23 protein-coding genes are annotated in these 24,108 nt (G+C 63.8%); 13 read left to right on the forward strand and 10 right to left on the reverse strand.

Features of this window, described 5'->3' with window-relative positions:
• Positions 1 to 82: 82 nt before the first annotated feature.
• Positions 83 to 523 carry a peptidoglycan-binding protein LysM gene (gene lysM / locus BLV47_RS24870; protein ID WP_092318650.1) on the forward strand — a complete coding sequence of 147 codons (441 nt, stop codon included), beginning with the start codon at positions 83 to 85 and terminating at the stop codon, positions 521 to 523.
• A gap of 72 nt (positions 524 to 595) precedes the next feature.
• Here the strand turns inward: lysM and yrfG are convergent, their stop codons facing one another.
• On the reverse strand, positions 596 to 1,258 hold the full coding sequence (gene yrfG, locus BLV47_RS24875; protein WP_092318652.1) for a GMP/IMP nucleotidase: 663 nt from the start codon (positions 1,256 to 1,258) through the stop codon (positions 596 to 598).
• Positions 1,259 to 1,323: 65 nt separating this feature from the next.
• Here yrfG and nudE point away from each other — a divergent pair, with 65 nt between their 5' ends.
• Entirely contained in the window at positions 1,324 to 1,890 is a 567-nt protein-coding gene (gene nudE / locus BLV47_RS24880) for an ADP compounds hydrolase NudE (RefSeq protein WP_060837055.1), read from the forward strand.
• Positions 1,891 to 1,901: 11 nt separating this feature from the next.
• Positions 1,902 to 2,729, forward strand: coding sequence for a 3'(2'),5'-bisphosphate nucleotidase CysQ (gene cysQ / locus BLV47_RS24885; RefSeq protein ID WP_092320565.1), 828 nt, complete (start codon positions 1,902 to 1,904; stop codon positions 2,727 to 2,729).
• A gap of 141 nt (positions 2,730 to 2,870) precedes the next feature.
• Here the strand turns inward: cysQ and BLV47_RS24890 are convergent, their stop codons facing one another.
• From BLV47_RS24890 to rfbB, 7 genes are all read right to left on the reverse strand, one after another.
• A complete protein-coding gene (locus tag BLV47_RS24890; RefSeq protein WP_092318656.1) occupies positions 2,871 to 3,326 on the reverse strand; it encodes a YiiD C-terminal domain-containing protein in 456 nt (151 codons plus the stop codon).
• A 37-nt stretch (positions 3,327 to 3,363) separates the two neighbouring features.
• Positions 3,364 to 4,770: a sigma-54-dependent transcriptional regulator gene (locus BLV47_RS24895; RefSeq protein WP_092318658.1), complete on the reverse strand. Its 1,407-nt coding sequence runs from the start codon at positions 4,768 to 4,770 to the stop codon at positions 3,364 to 3,366.
• 74 nt (positions 4,771 to 4,844) lie between these two features.
• Entirely contained in the window at positions 4,845 to 6,653 is a 1,809-nt protein-coding gene (locus tag BLV47_RS24900) for a sensor histidine kinase (RefSeq protein WP_092318660.1), read from the reverse strand.
• A gap of 34 nt (positions 6,654 to 6,687) precedes the next feature.
• A complete protein-coding gene (rfbD, locus tag BLV47_RS24905) occupies positions 6,688 to 7,569 on the reverse strand; it encodes a dTDP-4-dehydrorhamnose reductase (RefSeq protein WP_092318662.1) in 882 nt (293 codons plus the stop codon).
• Positions 7,566 to 8,111, reverse strand: a complete 546-nt coding sequence (gene rfbC / locus BLV47_RS24910; RefSeq protein WP_092318664.1) for a dTDP-4-dehydrorhamnose 3,5-epimerase — start codon at positions 8,109 to 8,111, stop codon at positions 7,566 to 7,568. The genes rfbD and rfbC overlap by 4 nt, the downstream gene beginning before the upstream one ends.
• Complete coding sequence (rfbA, locus tag BLV47_RS24915; RefSeq protein WP_092318666.1) at positions 8,108 to 8,983, reverse strand: glucose-1-phosphate thymidylyltransferase RfbA; 876 nt, start codon at positions 8,981 to 8,983, stop codon at positions 8,108 to 8,110. The genes rfbC and rfbA overlap by 4 nt, the downstream gene beginning before the upstream one ends.
• Positions 8,980 to 10,062 carry a dTDP-glucose 4,6-dehydratase gene (gene rfbB / locus BLV47_RS24920; protein WP_092318668.1) on the reverse strand — a complete coding sequence of 361 codons (1,083 nt, stop codon included), beginning with the start codon at positions 10,060 to 10,062 and terminating at the stop codon, positions 8,980 to 8,982. Before rfbB ends, rfbA begins: the two co-directional genes overlap by 4 nt.
• Before the next feature lie 241 nt (positions 10,063 to 10,303).
• On the opposite strand from rfbB, the gene BLV47_RS24925 reads away from it, so the two are divergent.
• The 4 genes from BLV47_RS24925 to BLV47_RS24940 all read left to right on the forward strand — a co-directional run bounded on the left by BLV47_RS24925 (position 10,304) and on the right by BLV47_RS24940 (position 15,918).
• Entirely contained in the window at positions 10,304 to 13,222 is a 2,919-nt protein-coding gene (locus BLV47_RS24925; RefSeq protein ID WP_092318670.1) for an aminotransferase, read from the forward strand.
• A 266-nt stretch (positions 13,223 to 13,488) separates the two neighbouring features.
• The gene (gene aguB / locus BLV47_RS24930) at positions 13,489 to 14,367 is read left to right on the forward strand and encodes an N-carbamoylputrescine amidase (protein WP_092318672.1); all 879 of its coding nucleotides are present in this window, start codon (positions 13,489 to 13,491) and stop codon (positions 14,365 to 14,367) included.
• Between the two features lie 5 nt (positions 14,368 to 14,372).
• A complete protein-coding gene (gene aguA / locus BLV47_RS24935) occupies positions 14,373 to 15,479 on the forward strand; it encodes an agmatine deiminase (RefSeq protein WP_092318674.1) in 1,107 nt (368 codons plus the stop codon).
• A gap of 238 nt (positions 15,480 to 15,717) precedes the next feature.
• Positions 15,718 to 15,918: a hypothetical protein gene (locus tag BLV47_RS24940; RefSeq protein ID WP_092318676.1), complete on the forward strand. Its 201-nt coding sequence runs from the start codon at positions 15,718 to 15,720 to the stop codon at positions 15,916 to 15,918.
• 60 nt (positions 15,919 to 15,978) lie between these two features.
• On the opposite strand, the gene BLV47_RS24945 is transcribed toward BLV47_RS24940, so the two are convergent.
• Positions 15,979 to 18,078, reverse strand: coding sequence for a TonB-dependent receptor (locus BLV47_RS24945; protein WP_092318678.1), 2,100 nt, complete (start codon positions 18,076 to 18,078; stop codon positions 15,979 to 15,981).
• A gap of 261 nt (positions 18,079 to 18,339) precedes the next feature.
• Between BLV47_RS24945 and BLV47_RS24950 the strand changes: the two genes are divergently transcribed.
• The 3 genes from BLV47_RS24950 to BLV47_RS24960 all read left to right on the forward strand — a co-directional run bounded on the left by BLV47_RS24950 (position 18,340) and on the right by BLV47_RS24960 (position 20,980).
• Positions 18,340 to 19,035 (forward strand): DsbA family protein, encoded by a 696-nt coding sequence (locus BLV47_RS24950; RefSeq protein ID WP_092318680.1) that lies wholly within the window; start codon positions 18,340 to 18,342, stop codon positions 19,033 to 19,035.
• Positions 19,036 to 19,062: 27 nt separating this feature from the next.
• Positions 19,063 to 19,452, forward strand: a complete 390-nt coding sequence (locus BLV47_RS24955) for a nuclear transport factor 2 family protein (RefSeq protein WP_060842195.1) — start codon at positions 19,063 to 19,065, stop codon at positions 19,450 to 19,452.
• 238 nt (positions 19,453 to 19,690) lie between these two features.
• A complete protein-coding gene (locus tag BLV47_RS24960; protein WP_092318682.1) occupies positions 19,691 to 20,980 on the forward strand; it encodes an OprD family porin in 1,290 nt (429 codons plus the stop codon).
• 11 nt (positions 20,981 to 20,991) lie between these two features.
• On the opposite strand, the gene BLV47_RS24965 is transcribed toward BLV47_RS24960, so the two are convergent.
• A complete protein-coding gene (locus BLV47_RS24965; protein WP_092318684.1) occupies positions 20,992 to 21,276 on the reverse strand; it encodes a hypothetical protein in 285 nt (94 codons plus the stop codon).
• Positions 21,277 to 21,446: 170 nt separating this feature from the next.
• Between BLV47_RS24965 and BLV47_RS36265 the strand changes: the two genes are divergently transcribed.
• The 3 genes from BLV47_RS36265 (at position 21,447) to istB (ending at position 24,067) form a co-directional block, all read left to right on the forward strand.
• On the forward strand, positions 21,447 to 21,587 hold the full coding sequence (locus BLV47_RS36265; RefSeq protein WP_167365707.1) for a hypothetical protein: 141 nt from the start codon (positions 21,447 to 21,449) through the stop codon (positions 21,585 to 21,587).
• A gap of 157 nt (positions 21,588 to 21,744) precedes the next feature.
• A complete protein-coding gene (gene istA, locus BLV47_RS24970; protein WP_062838241.1) occupies positions 21,745 to 23,430 on the forward strand; it encodes an IS21 family transposase in 1,686 nt (561 codons plus the stop codon).
• Entirely contained in the window at positions 23,318 to 24,067 is a 750-nt protein-coding gene (gene istB / locus BLV47_RS24975) for an IS21-like element IS1474 family helper ATPase IstB (RefSeq protein WP_062838242.1), read from the forward strand. Before istA ends, istB begins: the two co-directional genes overlap by 113 nt.
• Positions 24,068 to 24,108 lie beyond the last annotated feature (41 nt).

Raw genomic sequence — 24,108 nt, forward strand, 5'->3', positions numbered from 1 at the left:
GTCACTGGTCGCCCGGGAACCTCACCCGGTCGGGCTGGTCTAGTCTTTCGCGTCTGGATCTATCAACCAAGGAGTGTGCGACATGAGCATTTTCAGCTTTGTGAAGGAAGCCGGAGAGAAACTGATTGACCTGTTGACCCCGGGTAACGCCAATGCCAGCGAGCAACTCAAGGAGCACATCGAAAAGGTCGGCCTGGGCAATCCCAACGTCCATGCCACGGTGGAAGGCGACAAGGTGATCGTCAGCGGTGAAGTGGCGAGCCAGGAAGAGAAGGAAAAAATCCTCCTGGCCCTGGGCAACATTGCCGGCGTCGGCAGTGTCGAGGACCAGATCACGGTGACCGGTCCAGTGGTGGTGTCCGCGGTGTTCGTCACCGTGAAGAAGGGCGACACCCTGAGCGCCATCGCCAAGGTGCAATACGGCGATGCCAGCAAGTACCACAAGATCTTCGAGGCCAACAAGCCGCTGCTGTCTCATCCGGACAAGATCTATCCAGGCCAGGTGCTGCGTATCCCTGAATGATCGAGGCTGTTCTTTCGCGGGCAAGCCCGCTCCTACGGGATGGTGTGGGAACGGGCTTGACCGCGAAGGGCCTCACAGCCCTTCGAGCAACGCCCGGTAATCTTCCAGGGCCGCGAACTCCGCGGTGTCCTTTGGTCCTTTGCGACTGTCCGGCCGACTGACCGCCAGCAACTGCGCTACACCAAAGTCCCGCGCACTGCGCAGGATCGGCAAGGTGTCGTCGATGAACAGGCTGCGGGCCGGATCGAACTGGATATCGGCCCGCAGCGCGTCCCAGAACTGTGGATTTTCCTTGGGGAACCCGTAGTCGTGGGAGCTGATCAGGCGCTCGAAGTAAGGTGCCAGCTCGACCCGCTCCAGTTTCAGGGACAAGGAATCGCGATGAGCGTTAGTGATCAGGATCACCCGCTTGCCAGCGTTCCTGATGGCGGCGAGAAAGGTGTCGGCGTCCGGGCGCAGGGCAATCAGGTGGGCCGTTTCCAGCTTCAGCTCGCGTACCGGGAGCTTCAGTTCGGCACTCCAGAAGTCCAGGCAGTACCACTGCAGCTGCCCGGCATTGCGTTCGAACAGCGGTTGCAGCTCAAGCTCGGCCATGGCCCGGCTGACCCCATGCAATTCGGCGTAGCGCTGGGGCAAATGTTCCATCCAGAAGTGGTTGTCGTAGTGCAGATCCAGCAGGGTGCCGTCCATGTCCAGCAGGACGGTATCAATATCGCGCCAGGGCAGCAGGGCCATTGAACACTTCTCCAGCGGTAAGAAAACAGCCTGTATAGTAACCCGCTATCGCCAAGGAGCCCGCTATGCGCCAGAAACCCACTGTACTCGCCCGCGAGATCGTCGCCACCAGTCGTCTGTTCTGTGTCGAAGAGGTGCAGTTGCGGTTTTCCAATGGCGTGGAGCGCACCTATGAGCGCCTGGTGGGCAAGGGGGCGGGTTATGGCGCGGTGATGATCGTGGCCATGCTCGATGCCGAGCATGCGGTGCTGGTGGAGGAATATTGCGGCGGCACCGACGCCTACGAGTTGTCCCTGCCCAAGGGCCTGATCGAGCCGGGGGAAGATGTGCTGGCGGCGGCCGAGCGTGAACTCAAGGAAGAAGCCGGGTTTGGCGCGCGGCAACTGGAGCATCTGACCGAGCTGTCGTTGTCCCCGGGCTACATGAGCCAGAAGATCCAGGTGGTATTGGCCACCGATTTGTATGAAGAGCGCCTGGAGGGCGATGAGCCGGAACCGATGCGGGTCGACAAGATCAACCTGCGCGAGCTGGCCAGCCTGGCGCAAAATCCTCAGTTCAGCGAAGGCCGGGCCCTGGCCGCGCTGTACCTGACCCGCGACCTGCTGAGCCAGCGCGGAGCCTTTCCAGCATGAGCATGACCTCGATGAATTTCCCCCATCCTTTATTGGCCCCGGTGGCTGAGCTGGCCTTGCGCGCTGGCGAGGCGATCGTGCCGTTCTGGCGCACCGAAGTGGCGGTCAACCACAAGGCCGACGAGTCGCCGGTGACCGCCGCCGACCTCGCCGCCCATCACTTGATCGTCGCTGGACTCAGGGCCCTGGATCCCGGCATTCCGGTGCTCTCCGAGGAAGACGCCGACATCCCCCAGGACATCCGCGCCGGCTGGCAGCGCTGGTGGTTGGTGGACCCACTGGACGGCACCAAGGAGTTCATCTCCGGCAGTGAAGAGTTCACCGTCAACATCGCCCTGATCGAACAGGGACGGGTGGTGTTTGGCGTGGTGTCGATGCCCACCAATGGCCGTTGCTATCTGGGTGGCGCTGGCCTGGGCGCCTGGCGCGTGGATCCGGGGCAGGCGCCGCAAGCGATCCGGGTGCGTGAGCAGCCGGGTGTTGGCGAGGCCTTTACCGTGGTGGCCAGCCGGCGCCATTCGAGTCCGGAGCAGGAGCGTCTGCTGGGTGGCTTGAGCGCGGCCCTGGGTGAGTTGCAATTGGCCAATATCGGCAGCTCGCTGAAATTCTGCCTGCTGGCCGAAGGCGCGGCCGATTGTTATCCGCGTCTGGCACCGACTTCCCAATGGGACACCGCTGCGGCCCAGGGCGTGCTCGAAGGGGCAGGTGGCGAAGTGCTGGACCTGTCCGGTGCGCCGTTCTGCTATCCACCTCGGGAGTCGTTGCTCAACGGCTTTTTCCTCGCACTACCGGCCAAGGCTGCGTGGCGCGGCAAACTGCTGGAGCTGGCCCGCGCCTGATCGCCCTGTGGCGATTGCCTCTGCAACCTCTTGTGCAGGAGCCGGCTTGCCGGCGAAGGGACCCTTGAGCCCTGTGCAAGGGTTTCCGACCTCTTCGCTGGCAAGCCAGCTCCTACAGATTTGCGCTGGTTCCGAAACGGGTCAGCGGTGCAGGACGTACTGGCCGGTAAAGCGGACCGCGTCCGCTTCGCTGCCGACGTTGACCACCCGGGTGTGCAAGGTCAGGCGGGCACGACCGTAGCGCTGGTACATCGAAAGGAATTTCTTCCAGACCTTGTCTTCCGGCGCCGGGCAGATGGCCACGGCATCGCCGGTGACCGGGAGCGGGTAGCTGATCTGGCCTTCCTGGATGACGATATGCCCGTCATCAATCCCTTCTTCCTTGAGCCGTAAATGCAGCCAGCCCCAACCGGCCAGTACCGCGCCGCAATACAGGCTGCCGCCGAACATGGTGCTCTTGTGGTTGACGTTGGCCTCCAGCGGCAGTTGCAGGCGCAGTTGTTGCGCCTGCCAGTCGAGCACCTTCAGGCCCATGTCCCGGGTCAGGGGAATGTCGTGGTGGAGGATGGATTCCAGGTATCGACTGTCGCGGTTCATGCACGGGCCTCTAGGGTGGAAGGGTGGCTGCTGCGGTTCATTCGGATTCATCGCCGGGCTGGCTGGCACTGTTGTCGGCGAAGCTCAGGCCGTGTTTGCGCAGCTTGTCGTGCAGGGTCTTGCGCGGAATGCCCAGGGCTTCGGCAAGGCTGCGCATCGAGCTGTGGTGCTGGGCCAATTCGGCGGCGATCAGGCTCTTTTCGAAGTGTTCCACCTGCTCGCTCAAGCCGCCGCTGATCAGTGTCGGGACGGCGACCGTGCCCTGTTCCGGCTCGTTGTTGTCCAGGGCCAGCTCCAGGCCCAGGGCAAAGCGTTCGGCGGCGTTCTGCAGCTCGCGCACGTTGCCCGGCCAAGGGTGTCTCAACAGCAGGGTGCGATGCCCGGGTTGCAATTCCTGGCGCGGCAGGCCGTGGCGAGTACTGGCCTCGTCGGCAAAGTGCTGGAACAGCATCAGTACGTCCTCGCCTCGTTCGCGCAGTGGAGGAATGCGCAACGGGGCGACGTTCAGGCGGTAGTAGAGGTCGGCGCGGAAGCGCCCCTGGTCCGCGGCCTGGCGCAGGTCTTCCTTGGTGGCGGCGATGATGCGGATATCCAGGGGGATCTGCTGGTTGCCGCCCAGGCGCTCGACCACCCGCTCCTGGAGCAGGCGCAGCAGCTTGACCTGGACATCCAGGCTCATGCTTTCGATTTCGTCGAGGAACAGGGTGCCGCCGTTGGCGAATTCGAACTTGCCGATGCGGCGCTTCTGCGCGCCGGTAAAGGCCCCGGGTTCATGGCCGAACAGCTCGCTTTCCACCACCGACTCGGCCAGGGCCCCGGCATTGATCGCCACGAAGGGACCGTTGCGCCGCGCGGAAAGGTCGTGCAGGGCGCGGGCCACCACTTCCTTGCCGGCGCCGGTCTCGCCGAGGATCAGCACATCGGCGCGGGTCGCCGCCAGCGCACCGATCTGCTGGCGCAGGCGCAGCATCGGCGCCGACTGGCCCACCAGCCGCGCACTCAGTTCCTGGCGGTCGCTGAGGGCCAGGCGCAGGCTGCGGTTGTCCAGCACCAGGCGCCGCCAGTCCAGGGCGCGGCGCACGCTGTCCAGCAGGGCGTCGCTGGCGAAGGGCTTTTCCAGAAAATCATAGGCGCCGGCGCGCATCGCCTGCACCGCCAGGGGCACATCGCCGTGGCCGGTGATCAGCAGCACCGGCAGTTCCGGGTCCTGGGCATGCAGCTGGTTGAGCAGTTCCAGGCCATCCATGCCGGGCATGCGGATGTCGCTGACCACCACCCCGGGCCAGTCTCGCTCAAGACGCGGCGCCAGGCCCTGGGCCTCGGCCAGGGACAGCACCTTGAGCCCGGCCAGGTCCAGGGTCTGGCTCAGGGCCTGGCGCAGGTGCGGATCGTCGTCGATCAACACCACTTGCAACTGAGGGTCGAGGCTGTCGGGACGGGTCATCGCTCACTTTCCAGGTCGTGTCGTGGCCGGCAACGCCGGGCCGGGCGTGGTTGCTAGGTGGTTGCCGCTACGCTTCATACCCCGCGATCCTCGGAGGGCTGCAGGCTGACTCCGGGGGCGCCGGCGCGCAGGCGCAGGGTGATCAGGGCGCCGCCTTCGCGGTGATTGGCGAACGACAGCTCACCGCCGAAGGCGCGCATCAAGGTGTCGCAGATCGCCAGGCCCAGGCCCAGGCCTTGGGTCCGTGTCTTGGTGGTGTAGAACGGCTCTCCGGCGCGGCCCAGGGCTTCCATGCAGAAGCCCGGGCCGTTGTCGCGGATGTACAGGTTGACGCCCGTGGCGGTGGATTCGGCACTCAGCCAGAGTTTGCGCGGCGGGCCTTTTTCGGTCAGGGCGTCCAGGGCGTTGGCCAGCAGGTTGCCCAGTACCTGGCGCAAGCGGGTTTCCCCGGCCTCGACCCACAGGGTGGCCGCCGGCAGGTCGCGGATCAGTTCCACTTCCATGGCCCGGCGCCGCTTGGCCAGCAGGGCCAGGGCGTCATCCAGGGCCGGCTGCAGGGCCACGCTCTCCGGGGCGTGATGATCGCGTCGGGCGAAGGCCCGCAGGTGGGCGATGATCGAGGCCATGCGCCCGGTCAGTTCGCTGATCAGTTTGAGATTGCACCGGGCATCATCGGTGCGCTGATGGTCCAGCAGCACCTCGGCGTTTTCCGCGTAGCTGCGGATCGCCGCCAGGGGCTGGTTGAGTTCGTGGCTGATGCTCGCGGACATGGTGCCCAGGGCCGAGAGCTTGCCGGCCTGGACCAGATCGTCCTGGGCGCGCACCAGTTCCTGCTGGGCGGTTTCACGCTCCAGCACTTCCTGTTTCAGGCGCCGGTTGAGGCTTTCCAGGTCACTGGTACGCTCGGCCACGCGCATTTCCAGTTCACGCCGGGCTTTGGCTTCGAAGGCGATCCGTTCCAGATAATGGCGGCGGCGCTGCATCATCAGCCCCAGCAGCAGCATCAGTACCAGCAGCGCCGCGGCGCCGACCGCCACCACGGTGCGCACCGGGCGATCGATCAGGGTGCGCGGAGCGAGGATGCTGACGCTCCAATGGGTTTCCTCGATCTGCTGGGTCTGGGTCAGCCAGGCATCGGGATTGAGGTTCAGCGGGCGCGGGTCCTGGGTCGGGTAGGGCTGGATGGCGACGATCGCCTGGCGTTCTTCATCGCTCAAGGGACGGGTCGCGCGAAAGCGCCATTCGGGGCGCGAAGTGATGATCACCACGCCATTGTGGTCGGTCAGCAGCAATTGCTCCGGGGTCCGGCCCCAGAGGCTTTCGGTGTGGTCCAGGTCGACCTTGACCACCAGCACGCCGAGAATCCGCTCACCGTCGCGCACCGCGGCGGCGAAGAAGTAGCCGCGTTTGGCCGAGGTAGTGCCCAGGCCGAAGAAACGTCCGAGGCGCCCGGCCATGGCTTCGCTGAAATACGGGCGGAAGGCGAAATTGCGGCCGACGAAGCTGTCGCGCTTGTCCCAGTTGGAGGCCGCCAGGGTCTTGCCGCTGGCGTCCATCAGGTACATGACTTCGGCCCCGGTCTGGGCGCTGATGTTCTTCAGCAGGCGGTTGGCGTTGCCCTGGGTCACGCCATCGTCGGGCGCGCCGAGCACGGCACGCAGGGCCGGCAGGTCGCCGAGAATCTGCGGCAGCACTTCGTAGCGGTGCAGGGTGCCCAGCAGGTTGGCCACGTACAGGTCGAGGGTCTGGCGATTCTGGCTGGTCAGCTCGTTGCGGTAGTAGCGTTCGGCCAAGTGTTGCAGCGGCCACAGCAGCGGCGCCAGGCACAGGGCCAGCAAGGCCAGGCTGCGCCAGCGGGGACGACGGGGAAGGGGTGCGGTCATGGAAATGGCGCCTGTGGATACAGGCGCATTATGCCTAGCCCTGCTCGGCAAGACACTCGCGCAGTGCGCTGTGCCAGTCTGGCTGGGTCACGCCCCATTCCCGAGCCAGGCGGCTGCAGTCCAGGCGCGAGTTCAACGGCCGCGGGGCCGGTGTCGGGTAGGCGCTGGCGGGGATGGCTTGCAGCACTGCGCAGGGTTTGCCGTTGGCCAGCAAGTGCTCGCCGATGGCCTGGGCGAAACCGAACCAGGAAGTCTCGCCCTGGGCGCTCAGGTGGTAGGTGCCCCAGGCACCCGCTCTGCCGGCCAGCCAGCGTTCGATCAGGGCCCGAGTGCTGTTGGCGATGCTACCGGCCCAGGTCGGCGCGCCGATCTGGTCGGCCACCACCCGTAACTCGGGGCGCTCCTGCAGCAGGCGCTGCATGGTCAGCAGGAAGTTCTTGCCATGGCTGGCATAGACCCAGCTGGTGCGCAGGATCAGGTGCTGCCCCTGAACCTCACGGATGGCCCGCTCGCCGGCCAGTTTGCTCTGGCCGTAGACCCCCAGTGGATTGGGCTCGTCGTCCTCCACATAGGGCGTGTCCTTGCGCCCGTCGAACACGTAGTCGGTGGAGTAGTGGATCAGTGGCACGCCCAGGGCCTGGGCTTCTTCGGCGAAGATCCCGGGGGCCCTGGCGTTGATTGCAAAGGCCAGCTCCGGCTCGTTTTCGGCCTGATCGACCGCGGTGTGGGCGGCAGCATTGATGATCAGGTCCGGCCGCACGGCGCGTACTTGCTGGCGGATCTGCTCCGGGTGGCTCAGGTCCAGCTGCCCGCGGCCCAGGACCACCAACTCGCCCAGGTCGCCGAGTCGCTGCTGCAGCTCCCGGGAAACCTGGCCGTGCTGGCCGCTGATGAGGATTTTCAAGGGGGTGGTCATGGGAAGACTTCAGCCTCTGCCAGCAAGGTACCTGCCTGATCCTTGGCGGACAGTTGCGGTGGCTCGGTGAGCTCCCAGTCAATGGCGAGCGTCGGGTCGTCCCAGCGAATGCTGCGCTCGGCGGAAGGTGTGTAGTAATCAGTGGTCTTGTAGAGGAACTCGGCGAAGTCGCTGAGCACCACGAAGCCATGGGCAAAGCCTTCCGGCACCCAGAGCTGGCGATGGTTCTGGGCCGACAGCCGCACCGCGACCCATTGGCCAAAGTGGGGGGAACTGCGACGGATGTCGACCGCGACGTCGAGCACTTCGCCCTGGGTGACGCGCACCAGTTTCCCCTGGGTGTTCTGCAACTGATAGTGCAGGCCGCGCAGCACGCCTTTTTGCGAGCGGGAATGATTGTCCTGGACGAAATCCACGCGAACACCAGTGGCCTCTTCGAAGGCTCTGGCATTGAAGCTCTCGTAGAAGAAACCGCGCTCATCGCCAAACACCTTGGGTTCGATGATCAGCACGCCGGGCAGCTTGGTGGGGATGACCTTCATTGCGCCTCCCCGGCCAGGGTGAACAGGTACTGGCCATAGCCGGTCTTGCCGAAATAGGCGGCGCGCTCCAGCAGGTGCTCGCGGCTGATCCAGTGGTTTTCGTAGGCGATTTCTTCCAGGCAGGCGACTTTCAGGCCCTGGCGGTGCTCGATGGTCTGCACGTACTGCGAGGCTTCCAGCAAGCTGTCGTGGGTGCCGGTGTCGAGCCAGGCGAAGCCCCGGCCGAAGCGCTCCACATGCAGGTCGCCACGCTTGAGGTAGGCGTTGTTGACGTCGGTGATCTCCAGTTCGCCACGGGGCGAGGGCTTGACCGCCTTGGCGATCTGCACCACGTCGTTGTCGTAGAAATACAGGCCGGTGACGGCGTAGCTGGATTTTGGCTTCGTGGGTTTCTCTTCGATGGACAGGGCACGGCCTTCGCTGTCGAAATCGATGACGCCGAAACGCTCCGGGTCCTTGACCCAGTAGCCGAACACCGTGGCCCCGGAGCTGCGCTTGACGGCGTCGCGCAGTTGTTCGCCGAAGTACTGTCCGTGAAAGATGTTGTCACCGAGGATCAGGCAAACCGGGTCATTGCCGATGAACGCCTCGCCGATCAGGAAGGCCTGGGCCAGACCATCCGGCGAAGGCTGCTCGGCGTAGCTGAAGCGCACCCCGAACTGGCTGCCATCGCCCAGCAGGTTGCGATACTGCGGCAGGTCCTGGGGGGTGGAGATGATCAGGATGTCCTGGATGCCGGCCAGCATCAGCACCGAGATCGGGTAGTAGATCATCGGCTTGTCATAGATTGGCAGCAGCTGCTTGGAAACGCCGAGGGTGATGGGGTGCAGACGGGTGCCGGAGCCCCCCGCCAGAATAATGCCTTTGATCATGCAATCAGATCCTTGATGTCGGTGGAACCCAGGCGTTCGCCCTGGTAGCTGCCGTCCTGTACCCGGCGGCACCACTCGAGGTTTTCCAGGTACCACTGCACGGTCTTGCGCAGGCCGCTGGTGAAGGTTTCTTCCGGTACCCAGCCCAGTTCCCGCTCGATCTTGCCGGCATCGATGGCGTAACGCAGGTCGTGGCCAGGACGATCCTGGACGAAGGTGATCAGGTCGGCGTAGTGCACGACGCCCTGGGGTTTTTGCGGGGCCAGCTCTTCCAGCAGGCTGCAGATGCCCTGCACCACGTCGATGTTTTTCTGCTCGTTATGGCCGCCGATGTTGTAGGTTTCGCCGACCACGCCCTCTGTCACCACCTTGAACAGGGCACGGGCGTGATCTTCGACGTACAGCCAGTCGCGAACCTGCAGGCCGTTGCCATACACCGGCAGGGGCTTGCCGGCCAGGGCATTGAGGATCACCAGCGGGATCAGCTTCTCGGGGAAGTGGAACGGGCCGTAGTTGTTGGAGCAGTTGGTGATCAGCACCGGCAGGCCGTAGGTGCGCTGCCAGGCGCGGACCAGATGGTCGGACGCGGCCTTGCTGGCGGAGTAGGGCGAGCTGGGGGCGTAGGGCGTGGTTTCGGTGAACAGGTCGTCGACGCCATGCAGGTCGCCATAGACCTCGTCGGTGGAAATATGGTGGAAGCGGAAGGCCTGCCTTTGCGCTTCGGGCAGGTCGTGCCAGTAGGCGCGGGTTGCCTCCAGCAGGCTGTAGGTGCCGACGATATTGGTCTGGATGAAATCCGATGGCCCGTCGATGGAGCGGTCGACATGGGACTCCGCCGCCAGGTGCATGATCGCCTGGGGCTGAAAACGTGCCAGCACGGTGCTGACGGTGGCCTGGTCGACGATGTCCGCCTTGACGAACTCATAGCGGCTGTCGCTGGCGATGCTCTGCAGCGATTCCAGGTTGCCTGCGTAGGTCAGTTTGTCCAGGTTCAGCACTTCGTGTTCGGTGTTTTGGATCAGATGGCGGACCAGAGCCGAGCCGATAAATCCGGCTCCGCCGGTGACGAGAATGCGCATGTTGGAGGGCCTGTGTCCTTGAAAACGGTCATTTGCTGCAAAAAAGCAGCATAGCTTGTCGACATGGCGTCTGAGGTGCAATAGGCGCCATCAGTCGATTTCACCGCAAGCGGTCGGAAATTTCGCAAAGTGAAGGTTTGAGGCAGGGACGGTTACTCCCTGGTTCCCCGTTTTTTTGGCTTGCACAACACCCTGCACAATGGCGATATAAGCGCCCGATAACAATTCCAGGGGTCGTTGTATGTTGCTCGCCACCTTGATCCACCGTGCCAGTCTGCCCAGTCCCCAGGTTAGCGCGCAGCAAGCGCTGGACCTGCTGGAAACCCATTACGGCCTGCAGGGGACCCTGCAGTCCCTGGGCAGCCAGCAGGACCTCAACTATCGCCTCGACTGTCCCCAGGGGCGCTTTGTCCTGAAGATCTGTCGCGGTGACTATTCGGTCCTGGAGTTGCAGGCGCAGCACGCGGCGCTCAAGCATCTGCAGCAACATCCCGAGCTGCGAGTGCCGAGGGTGATTGCGGCGAAGAACGGTGCGGACCTGCTGTCCCTGGAGATTGCCGGGCAAGCGCTGCACGTCCGACTGCTGGACTATATAGAAGGGCGCTCCCTGACCCACCTGCCGCACCTGAGCGGGGAACTGGTGGCGGGCCTGGGTCGGCTCTGCGGGCAGATGGACCTGGCCCTGGCGGATTTCCAGCACCGGGGCCTGGAGCGCACCCTGCAATGGGATGCGCGGCATGCCCAGGCGCTGATCGGGCATTTGTTGCCGGTGATCCGCGACCCGCAGCAACGGGCCTTGATCGCCGACAGCGCACAGCGCGCCGAGCGACGCCTGCAACCTTTGCTTGCGCAGTTGCCGGTGCAGGCGATCCATATGGATATCACCGATGACAACGTGGTCTGGCAGCGCGATGCCCTGCGTCACTGGCAGTTGCAGGGGGTGATTGATTTTGGCGACCTGATCCGCACCTGGCGCATCACCGATCTGTCGGTGACCTGCGCGGCACTGCTGCATCACGCCGAGGGCGATCCGCTGCGCATCCTGGCGGCGATCCAGGCCTACCACCAGGTCAATCCGTTGCAACGGGCGGAGCTGCTGGCGCTCTGGCCTCTGATCGTGGCGCGTGCCGCCGTGCTGGTGCTCAGTGGCGAGCAGCAGGTCAGCATCGATCCGGGCAACGACTACTCCCGCGCGAACCTGGCCCATGAGTGGGAAATTTTCCGGGTGGCCAGTTCCGTGTCTTTCGAGTTCATGGAAGCGGCCATCCTCAGCGCCGTCGGTCAGTCGTTGCCAGCCATCGGTAGCGAGGGTTTCGCCCCGCTGTTGCCGAGCCTGGTGGGCCGCGAGTTTGCCCTGATCGACCTGGGCGTGCTCAGCCCGCACTTCGAAGCCGGCAACTGGGAACAGCCGGGGATCGATGATCAGCTGTTGGCCGAAGCCGGCGCCGCACATGGCCTGGCCGCCAGCCGTTATGGCCAGTACCGCCTGTCGCAAACCCGTCCCGACAGTGCCGAAGAACCCTCCACCTGCGCCCTGCACGTGCAACTGCAAGTACCGGCGGGCACTGCGGTGGAAGCGCCATTCGCCGGAGTCCTGCACCGTGGCGAGCAAGGCCTGTTGCGCCTCGATGGCCCGACCCTGAGCGTGCTCCTGTGGGGCGTCGAGCCTTCACTGCACCCGGGGGCGGCCCTGGTCAAGGGCCAGGTGCTGGGCGCAGTGGCGGCGGATGGCCGGCTCAAGGTCCAGCTGTGCCGGGGAGCCGAACTGGACCCGCCGCTGTTTTGCAGCCCGTCCCGGGCCCCGGCCTGGCAAGCCCTGTGCCCCTCGCCAGCGGCGCTGCTGGGGCTGGCCTGCGACGCCGAACCGGAGCTGGATCCACAGACCCTGCTGGAGCGCCGCGATGCCAGCTTTGCGCGCTCGCAGAAGCACTACTACGTCGACCCGCCGCGGATCGAACGCGGCTGGCGCAATCACCTGATCGACATGCAGGGGCGTTCCTACCTGGACATGCTCAACAACGTCGCGGTGCTCGGCCATGGCCATCCACGCATGGCGGCCGTGGCGGCGCGGCAATGGTCGCTGCTCAATACCAACTCGCGTTTTCACTATGCCGCGATCGCCGAATTCTCCGAGCGCCTGCTGGCCCTGGCGCCGGACTCCATGGACCGGGTGTTCCTGGTCAATAGCGGCACCGAGGCCAATGACCTGGCGATCCGCCTGGCCTGGGCCTACAGCGGTGGGCGCGACATGCTCAGCGTGCTGGAGGCCTATCACGGCTGGTCGGTGGCGGCCGATGCGGTATCCACTTCCATTGCCGACAACCCCCAGGCCCTCACCAGTCGCCCGGACTGGGTGCACCCGGTCACGGCGCCCAATACCTATCGTGGCGAGTTCCGCGGCGCGGACAGCACACCGCAGTATCTGCGCAGCGTCGACCAGCAGTTGCACAAGCTGGAGCAGCAGGACCGCCAGTTGGCCGGCTTCATCTGCGAACCGGTGTATGGCAATGCCGGGGGCATCTCCCTGCCGCCGGGCTATCTGCAGGCCGTCTACGAACGGGTCCGGGCTCGGGGCGGAGTGTGCATCGCCGATGAGGTCCAGGTCGGTTACGGGCGCATGGGCCAGTTCTTCTGGGGCTTTGAAGAGCAGGGCGTGGTGCCGGACATCATCACCATGGCCAAGGGCATGGGTAACGGCCAGCCTCTGGGCGCGGTGATCACCCGGCGCGAGATCGCCGAGGCGCTGGAGGCCGAAGGCTATTTCTTTTCCTCGTCCGGCGGCAGCCCGGTCAGTTGCCGCATTGGCCTCGCGGTGCTGGATGTGATGCAAGAGGAAGGGCTCTGGGACAACGCCCGGGTGGTGGGCGAACACTTCAAGCAACGCCTGGAGGCGCTCAAGGAGCGGCATCCGCTGGTGGGGGCGGTGCACGGTTCCGGTTTCTACCTGGGGCTGGAGCTGATCCGCAATCACCAGACCCTGGAGCCGGCCACCGAGGAAACCACCCTGCTGTGCGATCGCCTGCGGGAACTGGGGATCTTCATGCAACCCACCGGTGATTACTTGAACATCCTCAAGATCAAGCCGCCGATGGTCACCAGCCGGCAGAGCGTGGATTTCTTCGTCGACATGCTGGACAAGGTGCTGGGCGAGGAGCTGTAAGGGCTCGTCGTTCGCTTGCGTTCCTCTCCATTCGCCGGCAAGCCGGCTCCTACACCCCCTCTGTAGGAGCCGGCTTGCCGGCGAATGTGCTTATTATTAATCGATTGTTATCGGCTTTTTGTCGGAAATTATCCACGGGCACGATTTTTTAAGCTTCTAAAGTCGATATTTATCGGATATAAAGTGGCCGTCGCCGGGCACGGCCCTACCCTGTCCCGACCTTTTCCCATTGTCATCGACCGCGTCCATTGCCCGGGAGTTGTTCCATGAGCCGTATCGTTACCGTCGCCGCTACCCAGATGGCCTGTTCCTGGGACCTTGAGGCCAATCTCGAAACCGCCGAAAAACTGGTCCGTGAAGCCGCCGCCAAGGGCGCGCAGATCATCCTCATCCAGGAGCTGTTCGAGGCCCCGTACTTCTGCCAGAAGCCCAACCCGGACTACCTGCAACTGGCCACCACGGTGGACCGCAACGTCGCCATCGCGCATTTCCAGAAAGTTGCCAAAGAGCTGCAGGTGGTGCTGCCCATCAGCTTCTACGAGCTGGCCGGGCGGGCGCGCTTCAACAGCATCGCGATCATCGATGCCGACGGCAGCAACCTGGGGATTTATCGGAAAAGCCACATCCCGGACGGCCCCGGCTACCACGAGAAGTACTACTTCAACCCGGGCGATACCGGCTTCAAGGTGTGGAACACTCGCTACGCGAAGATCGGCGTGGGCATCTGCTGGGACCAGTGGTTCCCCGAGTGCGCCCGCAGCATGGCCCTGCAAGGTGCGGAGCTGCTGTTCTATCCCACCGCCATCGGCAGCGAGCCCCACGACAGCAGCATCTCTTCCCGTGATCACTGGCAGCGCGTGCAGCAGGGCCATGCCGGGGCCAACCTGATGCCGCTGATTGCCAGCAACCGCATTGGCAACGAAGAGCAGGACGGTTACGACATCACCTTCTACGGTTCGTCCTTCATCGCCAATCAGTTCGGCGAGAAGGTTCAGGAGCTCAACCAAACTGAAGAAGGTATCCTTGTGCACCGCTTCGACCTCGACGAGCTCGAACACATTCGCAGCGCCTGGGGCAGTTTCCGTGACCGCCGTCCTAACCTCTATGGCGCATTGAAAACCCTCGACGGTTCCCTGGAGTCCTGAACACTATGAGCACTTTGCACAGCACGCCGCGCGCCGACGGTTTCTACATGCCGGCCGAATGGGCGACCCAGACCCAGACCTGGATGATCTGGCCCGAGCGTCCGGACAACTGGCGCCTGGGTGGCAAGCCGGCCCAGGCCGCCCACGCCGCGGTGGCCAAGGCCATTGCCCGTTTCGAACCGGTGACCGTGGCGGTGTCCGCGGCCCAGTATGAAAACGCCCGGGCGCGCCTGGACGTGCCCAATATCCGCGTGGTGGAAATGTCCAGTGACGATGCCTGGGTCCGCGACACCGGCCCGACTTTCGTCATCAACCACAGCGGCGAGGTGCGCGGTGTGCACTGGGGCTTCAATGCCTGGGGCGGTTTCGAGGGCGGCTTGTACTCGCCGTGGAATCGTGACGAACAAGTGGCCAGCAAAGTGTTGGAAATCGAGCGTTGCCAGGAGTACCGCACCGAAGGTTTCGTGCTTGAGGGCGGCTCGATTCACGTCGACGGCGAAGGCACCCTGATCACCACCGAGGAATGCCTGCTCAACCACAACCGCAACCCGCACCTGTCTCGCGAGCAGATCGAGGCGGTGTTGCGCGAGCATCTGGCGGTGGAGCGGATCGTCTGGCTGCCGGACGGTCTGTACAACGACGAAACCGATGGTCATGTGGATAACTTCTGCTGCTACGTGCGTCCGGGTGAAGTGTTGCTGGCCTGGACCGACGACCCCCAGGACCCCAACTATCCACGTTGCCGGGCGGCCATGCAGGTGCTGGAAAACACCCTCGACGCCAAGGGGCGCACCTTTAAGGTGCACAAGATGTCGATTCCCGGCCCGTTGTACGCCACCGCAGAGGAATGCGCCGGGGTCGATGCGGTGCAGGGCAGTCAGGAGCGCAATCCTTCCGTGCGCCTGGCCGGTTCCTATGTGAACTTCCTGATCGTCAATGGCGGGATCATCGCCCCGAGTTTTGACGATCCGATGGATGCCCAGGCCAAGTCCATCCTCCAGGCGCTGTTCCCCGAGCATGAAGTGGTGATGGTGCCGGGGCGCGAACTGTTACTGGGGGGCGGCAATATCCATTGCCTTACCCAACAGCAGCCTGCGCCACAGCGAGTTTGAGTGCCGTTGTAACAGTGATCGCGCAAGGCCGGTCGCTGTATCACTCCTGAGGCTTTTCAGCGAGCCCGCAGCCCAGAAGGGTTGCGGGCTTTTTCATGGCCGTATGTCGGCACACCCGACACATTGGCATAGCTCTTGTATCTGCCATGAAGTGATTCTGAGACATGTGGAACTTATGTTGTTCTGTCATAAACCTTGGATAAGTTAAGTCGCTCAGGAACCAGGAGAGAGCGCTGGAATGAACATGGTCAGCGAGCGTGCATCCCATCCCTTGGCAATGAGTAACGAGTCGCTGCAGGCTCTGGCGCAATGGTTGAAGTCCAATGGAACGCGTCAGATCAGGGAACCTGATCCGCGCCGGATCATCGTTGAGCGTTACCCCGCTGGATTGCTCAGCGAGGCGGAACTGCAGGCACTGTGGGATGTGGTCAAAGGATAGAAAACGACGGATTGTAAAAAGCGCTGCCGGGATGGCAGCGCTTTTTTTTCGCCGGTCGTTTTAGAAGCGGTAGTTGCCGGTAACCACCAGGCTGCGCGGTTCGCCCGGCTGGATCTGAAAGGCGCTGGTGGCCGAGCTGTAGTACTCGCGGTCGGCGATGTTGTTCAGCGCCGCGCGCACGTCCCAGTCCTTGTGTCGGTAGCCGGCCAGGGCATCCCAGCGGCCGTAGCCCGGCAGCACAACGGTGTTGGCGCTGTCGGCGTAGCGGTCGCCCACCAGGGTCAGGCCGGTTTCGGCGTACCAGCCCAGTTCCGGCTTCCAGGTGATGAACAGGCTGCCATTGCGCTTGGCCACGTTGTTCACCCGCTTGTCTTCGAAGCCGTTGTTGTCCTTGACCACCACCGCGTCCTGCAGGCCGATGCCGCCGCGCAGGTACCAGTTGCCGACGAGCTTGCCGTTGGCAGTCAACTCGATACCCCGGGAGCGTTGCAGGCCGGTCATGAGGATGATGTTGCGGTCCAGTGGGTCGGTGGTGCGACGGTTGTAGAGCTCCAGTTCGTACACCGCCAGGGTGGTGCTCAGGCGTTCGTCCAGCCAGTCGCTCTTGACCCCGACTTCCTTCTGTCGGGTCAGCTCCGGGCTCAGGTCGTTGCCATTGCCAGCCGCGTTCGGGGTGATGCCGATCAGGCCACCGCCCACCGGCGCGAACGACTTGCTCCAAGAGGCATAGAACGAGTGGTGCTCCAGCGGCGTCCAGACCACCCCCAGGCGCGGGCTGACGCTGTGGCTGTCGCGGCTGTCGGAAACCCCGGTGCGACGGTTGGTGGTCTGCACCTCGAAATTGTCGTAACGCAGTCCGGCCAGCAGTTGCCACTGATCGTTCAGGCGCAGTTGGTCCTGCACGTAGAGCGCCCGGCTTTCCACCTCGGTGTGGTTGTTGCTCCAGACCTGCATGCGCCCGGTATGGCTCTGGTACGGGTTGGGGTTGTACAGGTCGACGGCGGGCACTTCCTGGTTGCCGGGGCCCGAGGTGGCGGCGTTGTAGAGGATCGGGTCGCGGCGCTGGCTGCCGAACTCCAGGCCGGTGAGCAGGCGGTGCTCCAGGCCGAAGGTGTCGAAGCGGCCTTCCAGTTCGCTGTTGTTGTAGATGTTGCGGGTCTTCAGGTCTTGCTGCCAGCGTTGGCGCTGCACCTTGCCGGTGCTGGCGTTGTAGCCGGTCTGGTAGGTGTTGTCGAAATCGCTGTCGAGCTTGAACAGCCCCAAGGTGTGGCGCAGCTGCCAGCTGTCGTTGAGCTCGTAAGTCAGCTTGGAGCGCAGGGATTGGGCCTTGTCATCGATGTAGTCGCGGTGGTCGCCGTAGGTGGTTTCCTTCCCGACGTTCGCCGGGCGGCCGTTGAGGCTGGTGATGCCGCGGTCCGGGGTGCGGTTGTAGCGGCTGTATTCGTACTGCACCAGCCAATTCAGCTCCGGGGTGAGTTGCCAGCTCATGGACGGTGCGAACAGCTGGCGATTGCCGCTGACGCCGTGGCGGAAACTGTTCTGGTCCTGGTTGCCCAGGTTCAGGCGCAGGCTGAGGTTCTCCGTCGGGTCGGCGCTCAGGTCGGCGTACAGGCTGCGCAGGTCCTGGCTGCCGCCCTGGACTTCGACGCTGGAACGACGGCCGAACTCCGGCAGCTTGCTCACTCGATTGACGATACCGCCCTGGCTGCCACGGCCGTAGAGCACGGCTGCCGGGCCCTTGAGCACTTCGATGCGCTCGATGTTGTGCAGGTCGCGTACGTACTGGCTGTCGTCGCGGATGCCGTCCAGGTAGAAGTCGTTGCTGGCGTCGAAACCGCGGATCCGCAGGCTGTCGAAGCGGGTGTCGGCACCGCTGCTGACGTTGGGAATGCCGCTCAGGGCGCTACCCAGATCGTTGTGGCCGTAGTCCAGCACGTTGGCGGTCTTGATCGTATCGATGGCCTGGGGCACATAGCGTGCAGCGGTGGCGGTGCGAGTCGCGGTGCTGACTTCCTTGACCCGGGGATCGTCGGGATCGGCCTCGGCTTCGACGCTGATGGAGGTGGTTGGCAGAGAGGTGCTGGCGGCGCAGGCGAAACCGGCGGTCAGCAGGGTGCAGAGTCCCAGGGACAGGGGCGTAAGGCGGAAATGGGCAGGCATCTGAAGCGCATCCGAAAGGCAGGTGAGTCGATGGGTGCGAATGATAATGCGTGCTATTTACTAACGTTAATTATTATCCAAAGGTTCCCTTGCTCTATTGTTTCTAATTATGTCGTTGCCGTATCTGCCCGCATACACGGACTAAACAGAGGGATTCGTCCGGTTCGCGCAACAGACTAAAAGCCATTTCGAGGTTTTTCCCCTGGCGTCCGGGGCATAGTCTGCATGCCATCGAACACTCAAGATCCTGTTGGAGTCCCCATGTCCTCGGCCACCCTTCACTACATCTATGACCCGTTGTGCGGCTGGTGCTACGGCGCCAAGCCGCTGGTGCAGGCGGCCCTGGCCGTGTTGCCGGTGCAGGCCCATGGGGGCGGCATGATGACCGGCCGCAACCGCCAGCCGGTGTCGCCACAGCTGCGCGATTACGTCATGCCCCATGACCGGCGCATTGCCGAGTACACCGGGCAACCTTTCGGCCAGGCCTATTTCGAAGGCCTGCTGCGCGACCACTCGGCGGTATTCGATTCGGCGCCGCCGATTGCCGCCGTGTTGGCGGCCGAGGCCCTGGATGGGCGCGGACTGCAATTGCTGGGACGCCTGCAGACCGCCCATTACCTGGAAGGCCGGCGGATTGCCGATCGCGAAGTCCTGCTGGAATTGGCGCAGGGCCTGGGCTTGGCTGTCGAGGCATTTGCCCCGGCTCTCGATCGGGCTACGGCCACTGAGCTGGATGACCACATAAAGGCCAGCCGCGCGCTGCTGGCCAAAGTCGGTGGTCAGGGTTTTCCGACCCTGGTGCTGGAGCGCGATGGTCGCTATCAGTTGCTCGATATCAGCCCCTGGCTGGGCAAACCGGAGGCTTTTGCCCACTGGCTGAAAACCTCCCTGGGCGCTGGTTCCGGCCCGCAAGACGGCGCCGTCCAGGCCTGTGGCCTGGACGGTTGTGCGCTCTGATCTCACCTGACCTGCATGGAGTCACCCATGGATAACCTCGCGTTGATCAAGAGCACCTACGAAGGTGCCAACTCCCAGGAAAATGCGCGCAACACCGCCGCGGCCCTGGCCCCCGATGCACGTTGGACCGAAGCGGCAGGCTTTCCCTATGCCGGCACCTACGTCGGCTTCGAGGCGGTGCTGGAGCATGTCTTCAAGCGCCTGGGCTCGGAATGGCAGGACTTCACCTTCAAGGTGGAAAACTACGTGGCCCAGGGCGACAAGGTCTTCGCCTATGGCAACTACCAAGGCATCTATAAGGCTTCGGGCAAGCCGATCGATGTACGGGTGGCCCATTTATGGACCCTCAAAAACGGCAAAGTCACCCACTTCGAACAATTCGTCGACAGCCACAGCGTGCAGCTGGCAATGCTCTAGCACGCAGTTCTTAGAATATTTTCAGCTATTCAAAGACGATTCACGAAATTGACACGTTGTTCAGGGCGCAGATAGGATTCGCCCCCAACGCCTGTGGCCAAGAGCCATATTTCAGAATAATAAAAGGCCCGCCGCGATCCCTCGTGGGCGGGTCTTTTGTTTCGTCGGTAGAAGAGCGTTTAAACGCCATAGCCGTGAGTGCTCACAGCGCGTCTCTAACCGTAATAAGGAAAATAAAATGTTGAAACAGCGGATCTGCCTGATTGCACTGGGGATTTTGAGCGCTACACAAGCCATGGCCGATGGCCAGGCCGACGCCAAGGGTTTTGTTGAAGACAGCAGTCTGAAAGTGCTGCTGCGCAACGCCTACATCGATCGCGACAAGAAAGACGGTAACCGTGACCAGAGCGAGTGGGGCCAGGCGGCCATCGGCACCTTCTCCTCGGGCTTCACCCAAGGCACCGTGGGCGTGGGCGTGGATGCCTTCGGTCTGTATGCACTGCGCCTGGACAAAGGCAGCCACAGCGGCGGCCAGGGCATCGACTTCTTCAAGCGCAGCGAGCACGGCAACCAGACCCCAGCAGGCGACCTGGCCAAGGCCGGCGCCGCGGTCAAGTTCCGCCTGTCCAACACCGTCCTGACCTACGGCGACCAGATGCCGTCCCTGCCGGTCCTGAACTACGACAACGCGCGCCTGCTGCCGGAAAGCTACACCGGTACCCTGATCACCTCCAAGGAGATCAAGGGCCTGGAGCTGAACGCCGGTCGCTTCACCGCCGAATCGCGCAAGAGCGCCGAAGGCCGTGACAGCGGTGGCCTGAAGTCGATCAACGTATTGGGCGGTAGCTACCAGTTCACCGAGCAGTTCAAGGGCGCGCTGTACGCTTCCGACGTCGAAGACGTGCTGAAGAAGCAATACGTCAACCTGAACTACGTGTTCCCACTGGCCACCGATCGCTCCCTGACCCTGGACTTCAACGGCTACCAGACCAAGCTGGACAAGGCCTATGCCAAAGATGCCGGCGCCGGCGGCCAGGACAACAAGATCTGGAGCCTGGCGGCCACCTACGCCATGGGCCCGCACTCGTTCACCCTGGCGCACCAGCGCAGCACCGGCGACAGCCACCTGGGCTACGCCTACGGCGGCTACCAGCGTGGTCAGAACCGCGTGGGCGATGGCGGCGGCACCATCTACCTGGCCAACTCCTACTGGTCCGACTTCAACGCTGAAGACGAGCGCAGCTGGCAGCTGGGCTACGGCCTGGACTTCGGCGCCTTCGGCGTACCGGGCCTGACCTACAACGTGGCCTACGTGCGTGGCGACAACATCACCACCTCGACCTCCACCGGCGGCACCGAGCGGGAAATCTTCAACCAGCTCAAGTACGTGGTGCAGAGCGGCCCGGCCAAGGACCTGAGCGTCAAGGTACGCAGCTCGATCCTGCGCGTATCGCAGAAATCCAGCGAGTACAACGACAGCGGCAACGAACTGCGGGTGTTCGTCGACTACCCGATCAACGTGTTCTGATGAGCGTTTGATCACCACCTGATTCTGGGTGGTTGTCGTGCAAAAAGCCCCGACTGGTTCGGGGCTTTTTCATGTTCGTCGGTTTCGCCATTGTCTTCGCTGACCGGGTCGAACAGCTTGTTGTGCCGGTAACCGTAAGGCCGCTGGTTGGTCGCTGGATCGAAGTCAGGGCTATGGGCCGGTGGATTGTTGCGCTCGAAGTCCTTGATCGCCGAAATGATGAATGACTCATACACCCGCCCGATCCAGCTGGGATTGTTCTTGAGGATTTTCAGTAGTCTTTCTGACAGTTCCATCTGCGGGTGGTCCTTGAGGGCAGGGCAGAGATTCTCGGCAAGTGCTTGGCCGATATCAATCTTGTTACAGTTCGCCTCTCCTTTCTGTCACGGATCATGTCGATGTTCCGTACCCTGCTTCGGGCCTGTGCCTGCTGAGCGTCGCCAGCATCGCCCACGGCCAGCCAGCGATGAACCCCTTGCAGGAAGGCGGCCGCTATCAGGCGTTCGAACAGCCGCTGCTGGTCAACGGTGTGCGCTTGCTGCGGATTTCGGAGCACCGTGACCGGCCGTTTCGGTTGATCGTGACCGGTCATTTCGCTAACGCGTGACCGCTCATTTCGGTAGCAACGTGACCGATTTTCCGCCTGTTCCGAAACAGGTGGTCACGGCTTACCGAAATCGCCGGTCACGACTTAGCGAAAGCCTTCCCCTTCGTTGCGCATGACCTGATGCGCCGCCATCCTCGACCGATTTCGGGAGAGGAAGATGGCGGCGCCGCGAGTAGCCATGCGAAACATCAAAGAATGTCTGCGCCTCAAGTTTGAGGCCGGCTTGTCCCACGAGAAGATTGCCCGTGCCTTGCAGCTGTCCAAGGGCGTGGTTAGCAAGTACATCGCGGCGGCGCGGGTGGCCGGGCTGGACTGGCCGGCGCTGGTGGCCATGGACGAGGCCGCGCTGGCGGCCGCCTTGTTTGCACCGACGTCGACGAACAAGCCGCGCGGTGAGCGAGTGCTGCCCGATGTGCTGAGCATCCACCGCGAGTTGCGACGCAAGGGCGTGACCTTGCAGCTGCTGTGGGAGGAATATCTCGCCGCGCATGCGGGCCAGCCGACCTACCGCTACACCCAGTTCGTCGAGCACTACCGGCGCTACGCCCAGACGCTCAAACGTTCGATGCGTCAGCTGCACCGTGCGGGCGAGAAGCTATTCATCGACTATGCCGGGCCGACGCTGCCGGTGGTCGACCCGGCCACCGGCGAAGTGCGCCGGGCGCACATCTTCGTCGCCGCCCTGGGCGCCTCGAATTACACCTATGCCTGCGCGACGCCAGGCGAAACCCAGGTGGACTGGCTGACCTCGCTGGGCCAGGCTCTGACCTACTTTGGCGGCGTGCCGGAAATGGTTGTGCCGGACAATCCGCGCGCCCTGGTCGCCCAGCCGGATCGCTACGAGCCGGGCCTGAACCGGGCCACGCTGGAGTGCGCGCGTCATTACCAGACGGTGATCCTGCCGGCACGGCCACGCAAGCCTCAGGACAAGGCCAAGGCCGAGGTGGCGGTGCAGGTGGTCGAGCGCTGGATCATGGCGCGGCTGCGCCATCGGCAGTTCTTCAGCCTGCATGCGCTTAACCAGGCCATCGCCGAGCTGCTGGAGGATCTGAATCGGCGCCCGTTCAAGCGGCTCGATGGCTGCCGGCGCGACTGGTTCGAGCGCCTGGATCGCCCGGCCTTGCGAGCGCTGCCGGTGCATCCCTACGAGGTCGCCACCTTCAAGCGCTGCAAGGTCAGCATCGACTACCACATCGAGGTCAATGGCAGCTTCTACAGCGTGCCCTCCGCCCTGGCCCGGCAGAACGTGGACGTGCGACTGACGGCACACACCCTGGAAGTGCTGCATGGCAACCGGCGGGTGGCCAGCCACCTGCTGCTGGGGCGACGCGGCGCTTACAGTACCCAGCGCGAGCACATGCCCGCGGCGCACCAGGCGCATCGCGAATGGACGCCACAACGCCTGCTCGACTGGGGCGCGCGGATCGGCCCCTACACGCGCCAACTGATCGATCACCAACTGACCCACAAGCCGCACCCGGAGATGGGCTACCGCGCCTGCCTCGGCCTGCTCTCGCTGGCCCGGCGCTATGGCAATGCACGCCTGGAAGCCGCTGCCGAACGTGCCGTACACCTGCGCGCCTTCACCGGGCGCAGCGTGCGCAACCTGCTCCAGCAAGGCCTGGATCAACAGCCGCTGCCCCAGCGTGCCGCCGAAACGACCTTACCCGGCGACCACGAGAACGTCCGTGGCGCCGACTACTACCAACCCCCGCAACAGGAGCTGTTCGATGATGCCGCAACACACCCTGAATCAACTGCACCAGCTACGCCTGGACGGCATGGCCCGCGCCCTGGAAGAGCAATGGACGCTGCCGGCCAGCCACAGCCTGAGCTTCGATGAACGCCTCGGCCTACTGCTCGACCGCGAACTGGCCTGGCGTGACAACCAGCGCCTGGTACGGCTGCGCAAGAAGGCCAAGCTCAAGTACGCCAACGCCTGCCTGGAAGATCTCGACCGCCGCACCGGACGCGCCCTGGACGAGCGTCTGATCGCCACCCTGGCCAGTGGCGACTGGATCCGCCAGCAGCACAACCTGCTGCTGACCGGCCCGACCGGTGCCGGCAAAACCTGGCTGGCCTGCGCCCTGGGCAACCAGGCCTGCCGCCAGGGCTATAGCACCCTGTACCTGCGCACCCCGCGCCTGCTGGAACAACTGCGCATCGCTCATGGCGACGGCAGCTTCGGCCGTACCCTGCAACAGCTGGCAAAGGTCGACGTCCTGGTGCTGGACGACTGGGCGCTAGCCCCGCTGGAGGAAGGAGCCCGGCATGACCTGCTGGAGGTGATCGACGACCGCGCTGGCAGCCGCTCCACCATCCTGACGAGCCAACTGCCCATCGAGCACTGGCACGGCTGGATCAACGACCCGACCCTGGCCGATGCCATCCTCGACCGCCTGGTGCACAACGCCTACCGACTGACGATGAAAGGCGAGTCGCTGCGCCGAAAAAAAGCCGAGGAACAAGCCGCATCGTGACCGATGCGATTACAATCCAGAACCCGCGCAACCGGGGTGGA

The organism is Pseudomonas saponiphila (assembly GCF_900105185.1).
Lineage (GTDB): Bacteria > Pseudomonadota > Gammaproteobacteria > Pseudomonadales > Pseudomonadaceae > Aquipseudomonas > Aquipseudomonas saponiphila.

What these genes read in the sequence shown, in the direction of transcription:
- nudE (WP_060837055.1), top strand. Translation starts at nt 1,324, where the DNA reads ATGCGCCAGAAACCCACTGTACTCGCCCGCGAGATCGTCGCCACCAGT.
- BLV47_RS24925 (WP_092318670.1), top strand. Translation starts at nt 10,304, where the DNA reads ATGTTGCTCGCCACCTTGATCCACCGTGCCAGTCTGCCCAGTCCCCAG.
- BLV47_RS24900 (WP_092318660.1), bottom strand. Translation starts at nt 6,653, where the DNA reads ATGACCGCACCCCTTCCCCGTCGTCCCCGCTGGCGCAGCCTGGCCTTG.
- BLV47_RS24960 (WP_092318682.1), top strand. Translation starts at nt 19,691, where the DNA reads ATGTTGAAACAGCGGATCTGCCTGATTGCACTGGGGATTTTGAGCGCT.
- aguB (WP_092318672.1), top strand. Translation starts at nt 13,489, where the DNA reads ATGAGCCGTATCGTTACCGTCGCCGCTACCCAGATGGCCTGTTCCTGG.
- BLV47_RS24895 (WP_092318658.1), bottom strand. Translation starts at nt 4,770, where the DNA reads ATGACCCGTCCCGACAGCCTCGACCCTCAGTTGCAAGTGGTGTTGATC.
- BLV47_RS24945 (WP_092318678.1), bottom strand. Translation starts at nt 18,078, where the DNA reads ATGCCTGCCCATTTCCGCCTTACGCCCCTGTCCCTGGGACTCTGCACC.
- BLV47_RS24950 (WP_092318680.1), top strand. Translation starts at nt 18,340, where the DNA reads ATGTCCTCGGCCACCCTTCACTACATCTATGACCCGTTGTGCGGCTGG.
- BLV47_RS36265 (WP_167365707.1), top strand. Translation starts at nt 21,447, where the DNA reads ATGAACCCCTTGCAGGAAGGCGGCCGCTATCAGGCGTTCGAACAGCCG.
- rfbB (WP_092318668.1), bottom strand. Translation starts at nt 10,062, where the DNA reads ATGCGCATTCTCGTCACCGGCGGAGCCGGATTTATCGGCTCGGCTCTG.
- rfbD (WP_092318662.1), bottom strand. Translation starts at nt 7,569, where the DNA reads ATGACCACCCCCTTGAAAATCCTCATCAGCGGCCAGCACGGCCAGGTT.
- istA (WP_062838241.1), top strand. Translation starts at nt 21,745, where the DNA reads ATGGCGGCGCCGCGAGTAGCCATGCGAAACATCAAAGAATGTCTGCGC.
- BLV47_RS24965 (WP_092318684.1), bottom strand. Translation starts at nt 21,276, where the DNA reads ATGGAACTGTCAGAAAGACTACTGAAAATCCTCAAGAACAATCCCAGC.
- cysQ (WP_092320565.1), top strand. Translation starts at nt 1,902, where the DNA reads ATGAATTTCCCCCATCCTTTATTGGCCCCGGTGGCTGAGCTGGCCTTG.
- BLV47_RS24890 (WP_092318656.1), bottom strand. Translation starts at nt 3,326, where the DNA reads ATGAACCGCGACAGTCGATACCTGGAATCCATCCTCCACCACGACATT.
- istB (WP_062838242.1), top strand. Translation starts at nt 23,318, where the DNA reads ATGATGCCGCAACACACCCTGAATCAACTGCACCAGCTACGCCTGGAC.
- lysM (WP_092318650.1), top strand. Translation starts at nt 83, where the DNA reads ATGAGCATTTTCAGCTTTGTGAAGGAAGCCGGAGAGAAACTGATTGAC.
- rfbA (WP_092318666.1), bottom strand. Translation starts at nt 8,983, where the DNA reads ATGATCAAAGGCATTATTCTGGCGGGGGGCTCCGGCACCCGTCTGCAC.
- aguA (WP_092318674.1), top strand. Translation starts at nt 14,373, where the DNA reads ATGAGCACTTTGCACAGCACGCCGCGCGCCGACGGTTTCTACATGCCG.
- yrfG (WP_092318652.1), bottom strand. Translation starts at nt 1,258, where the DNA reads ATGGCCCTGCTGCCCTGGCGCGATATTGATACCGTCCTGCTGGACATG.
- BLV47_RS24955 (WP_060842195.1), top strand. Translation starts at nt 19,063, where the DNA reads ATGGATAACCTCGCGTTGATCAAGAGCACCTACGAAGGTGCCAACTCC.
- BLV47_RS24940 (WP_092318676.1), top strand. Translation starts at nt 15,718, where the DNA reads ATGAACATGGTCAGCGAGCGTGCATCCCATCCCTTGGCAATGAGTAAC.
- rfbC (WP_092318664.1), bottom strand. Translation starts at nt 8,111, where the DNA reads ATGAAGGTCATCCCCACCAAGCTGCCCGGCGTGCTGATCATCGAACCC.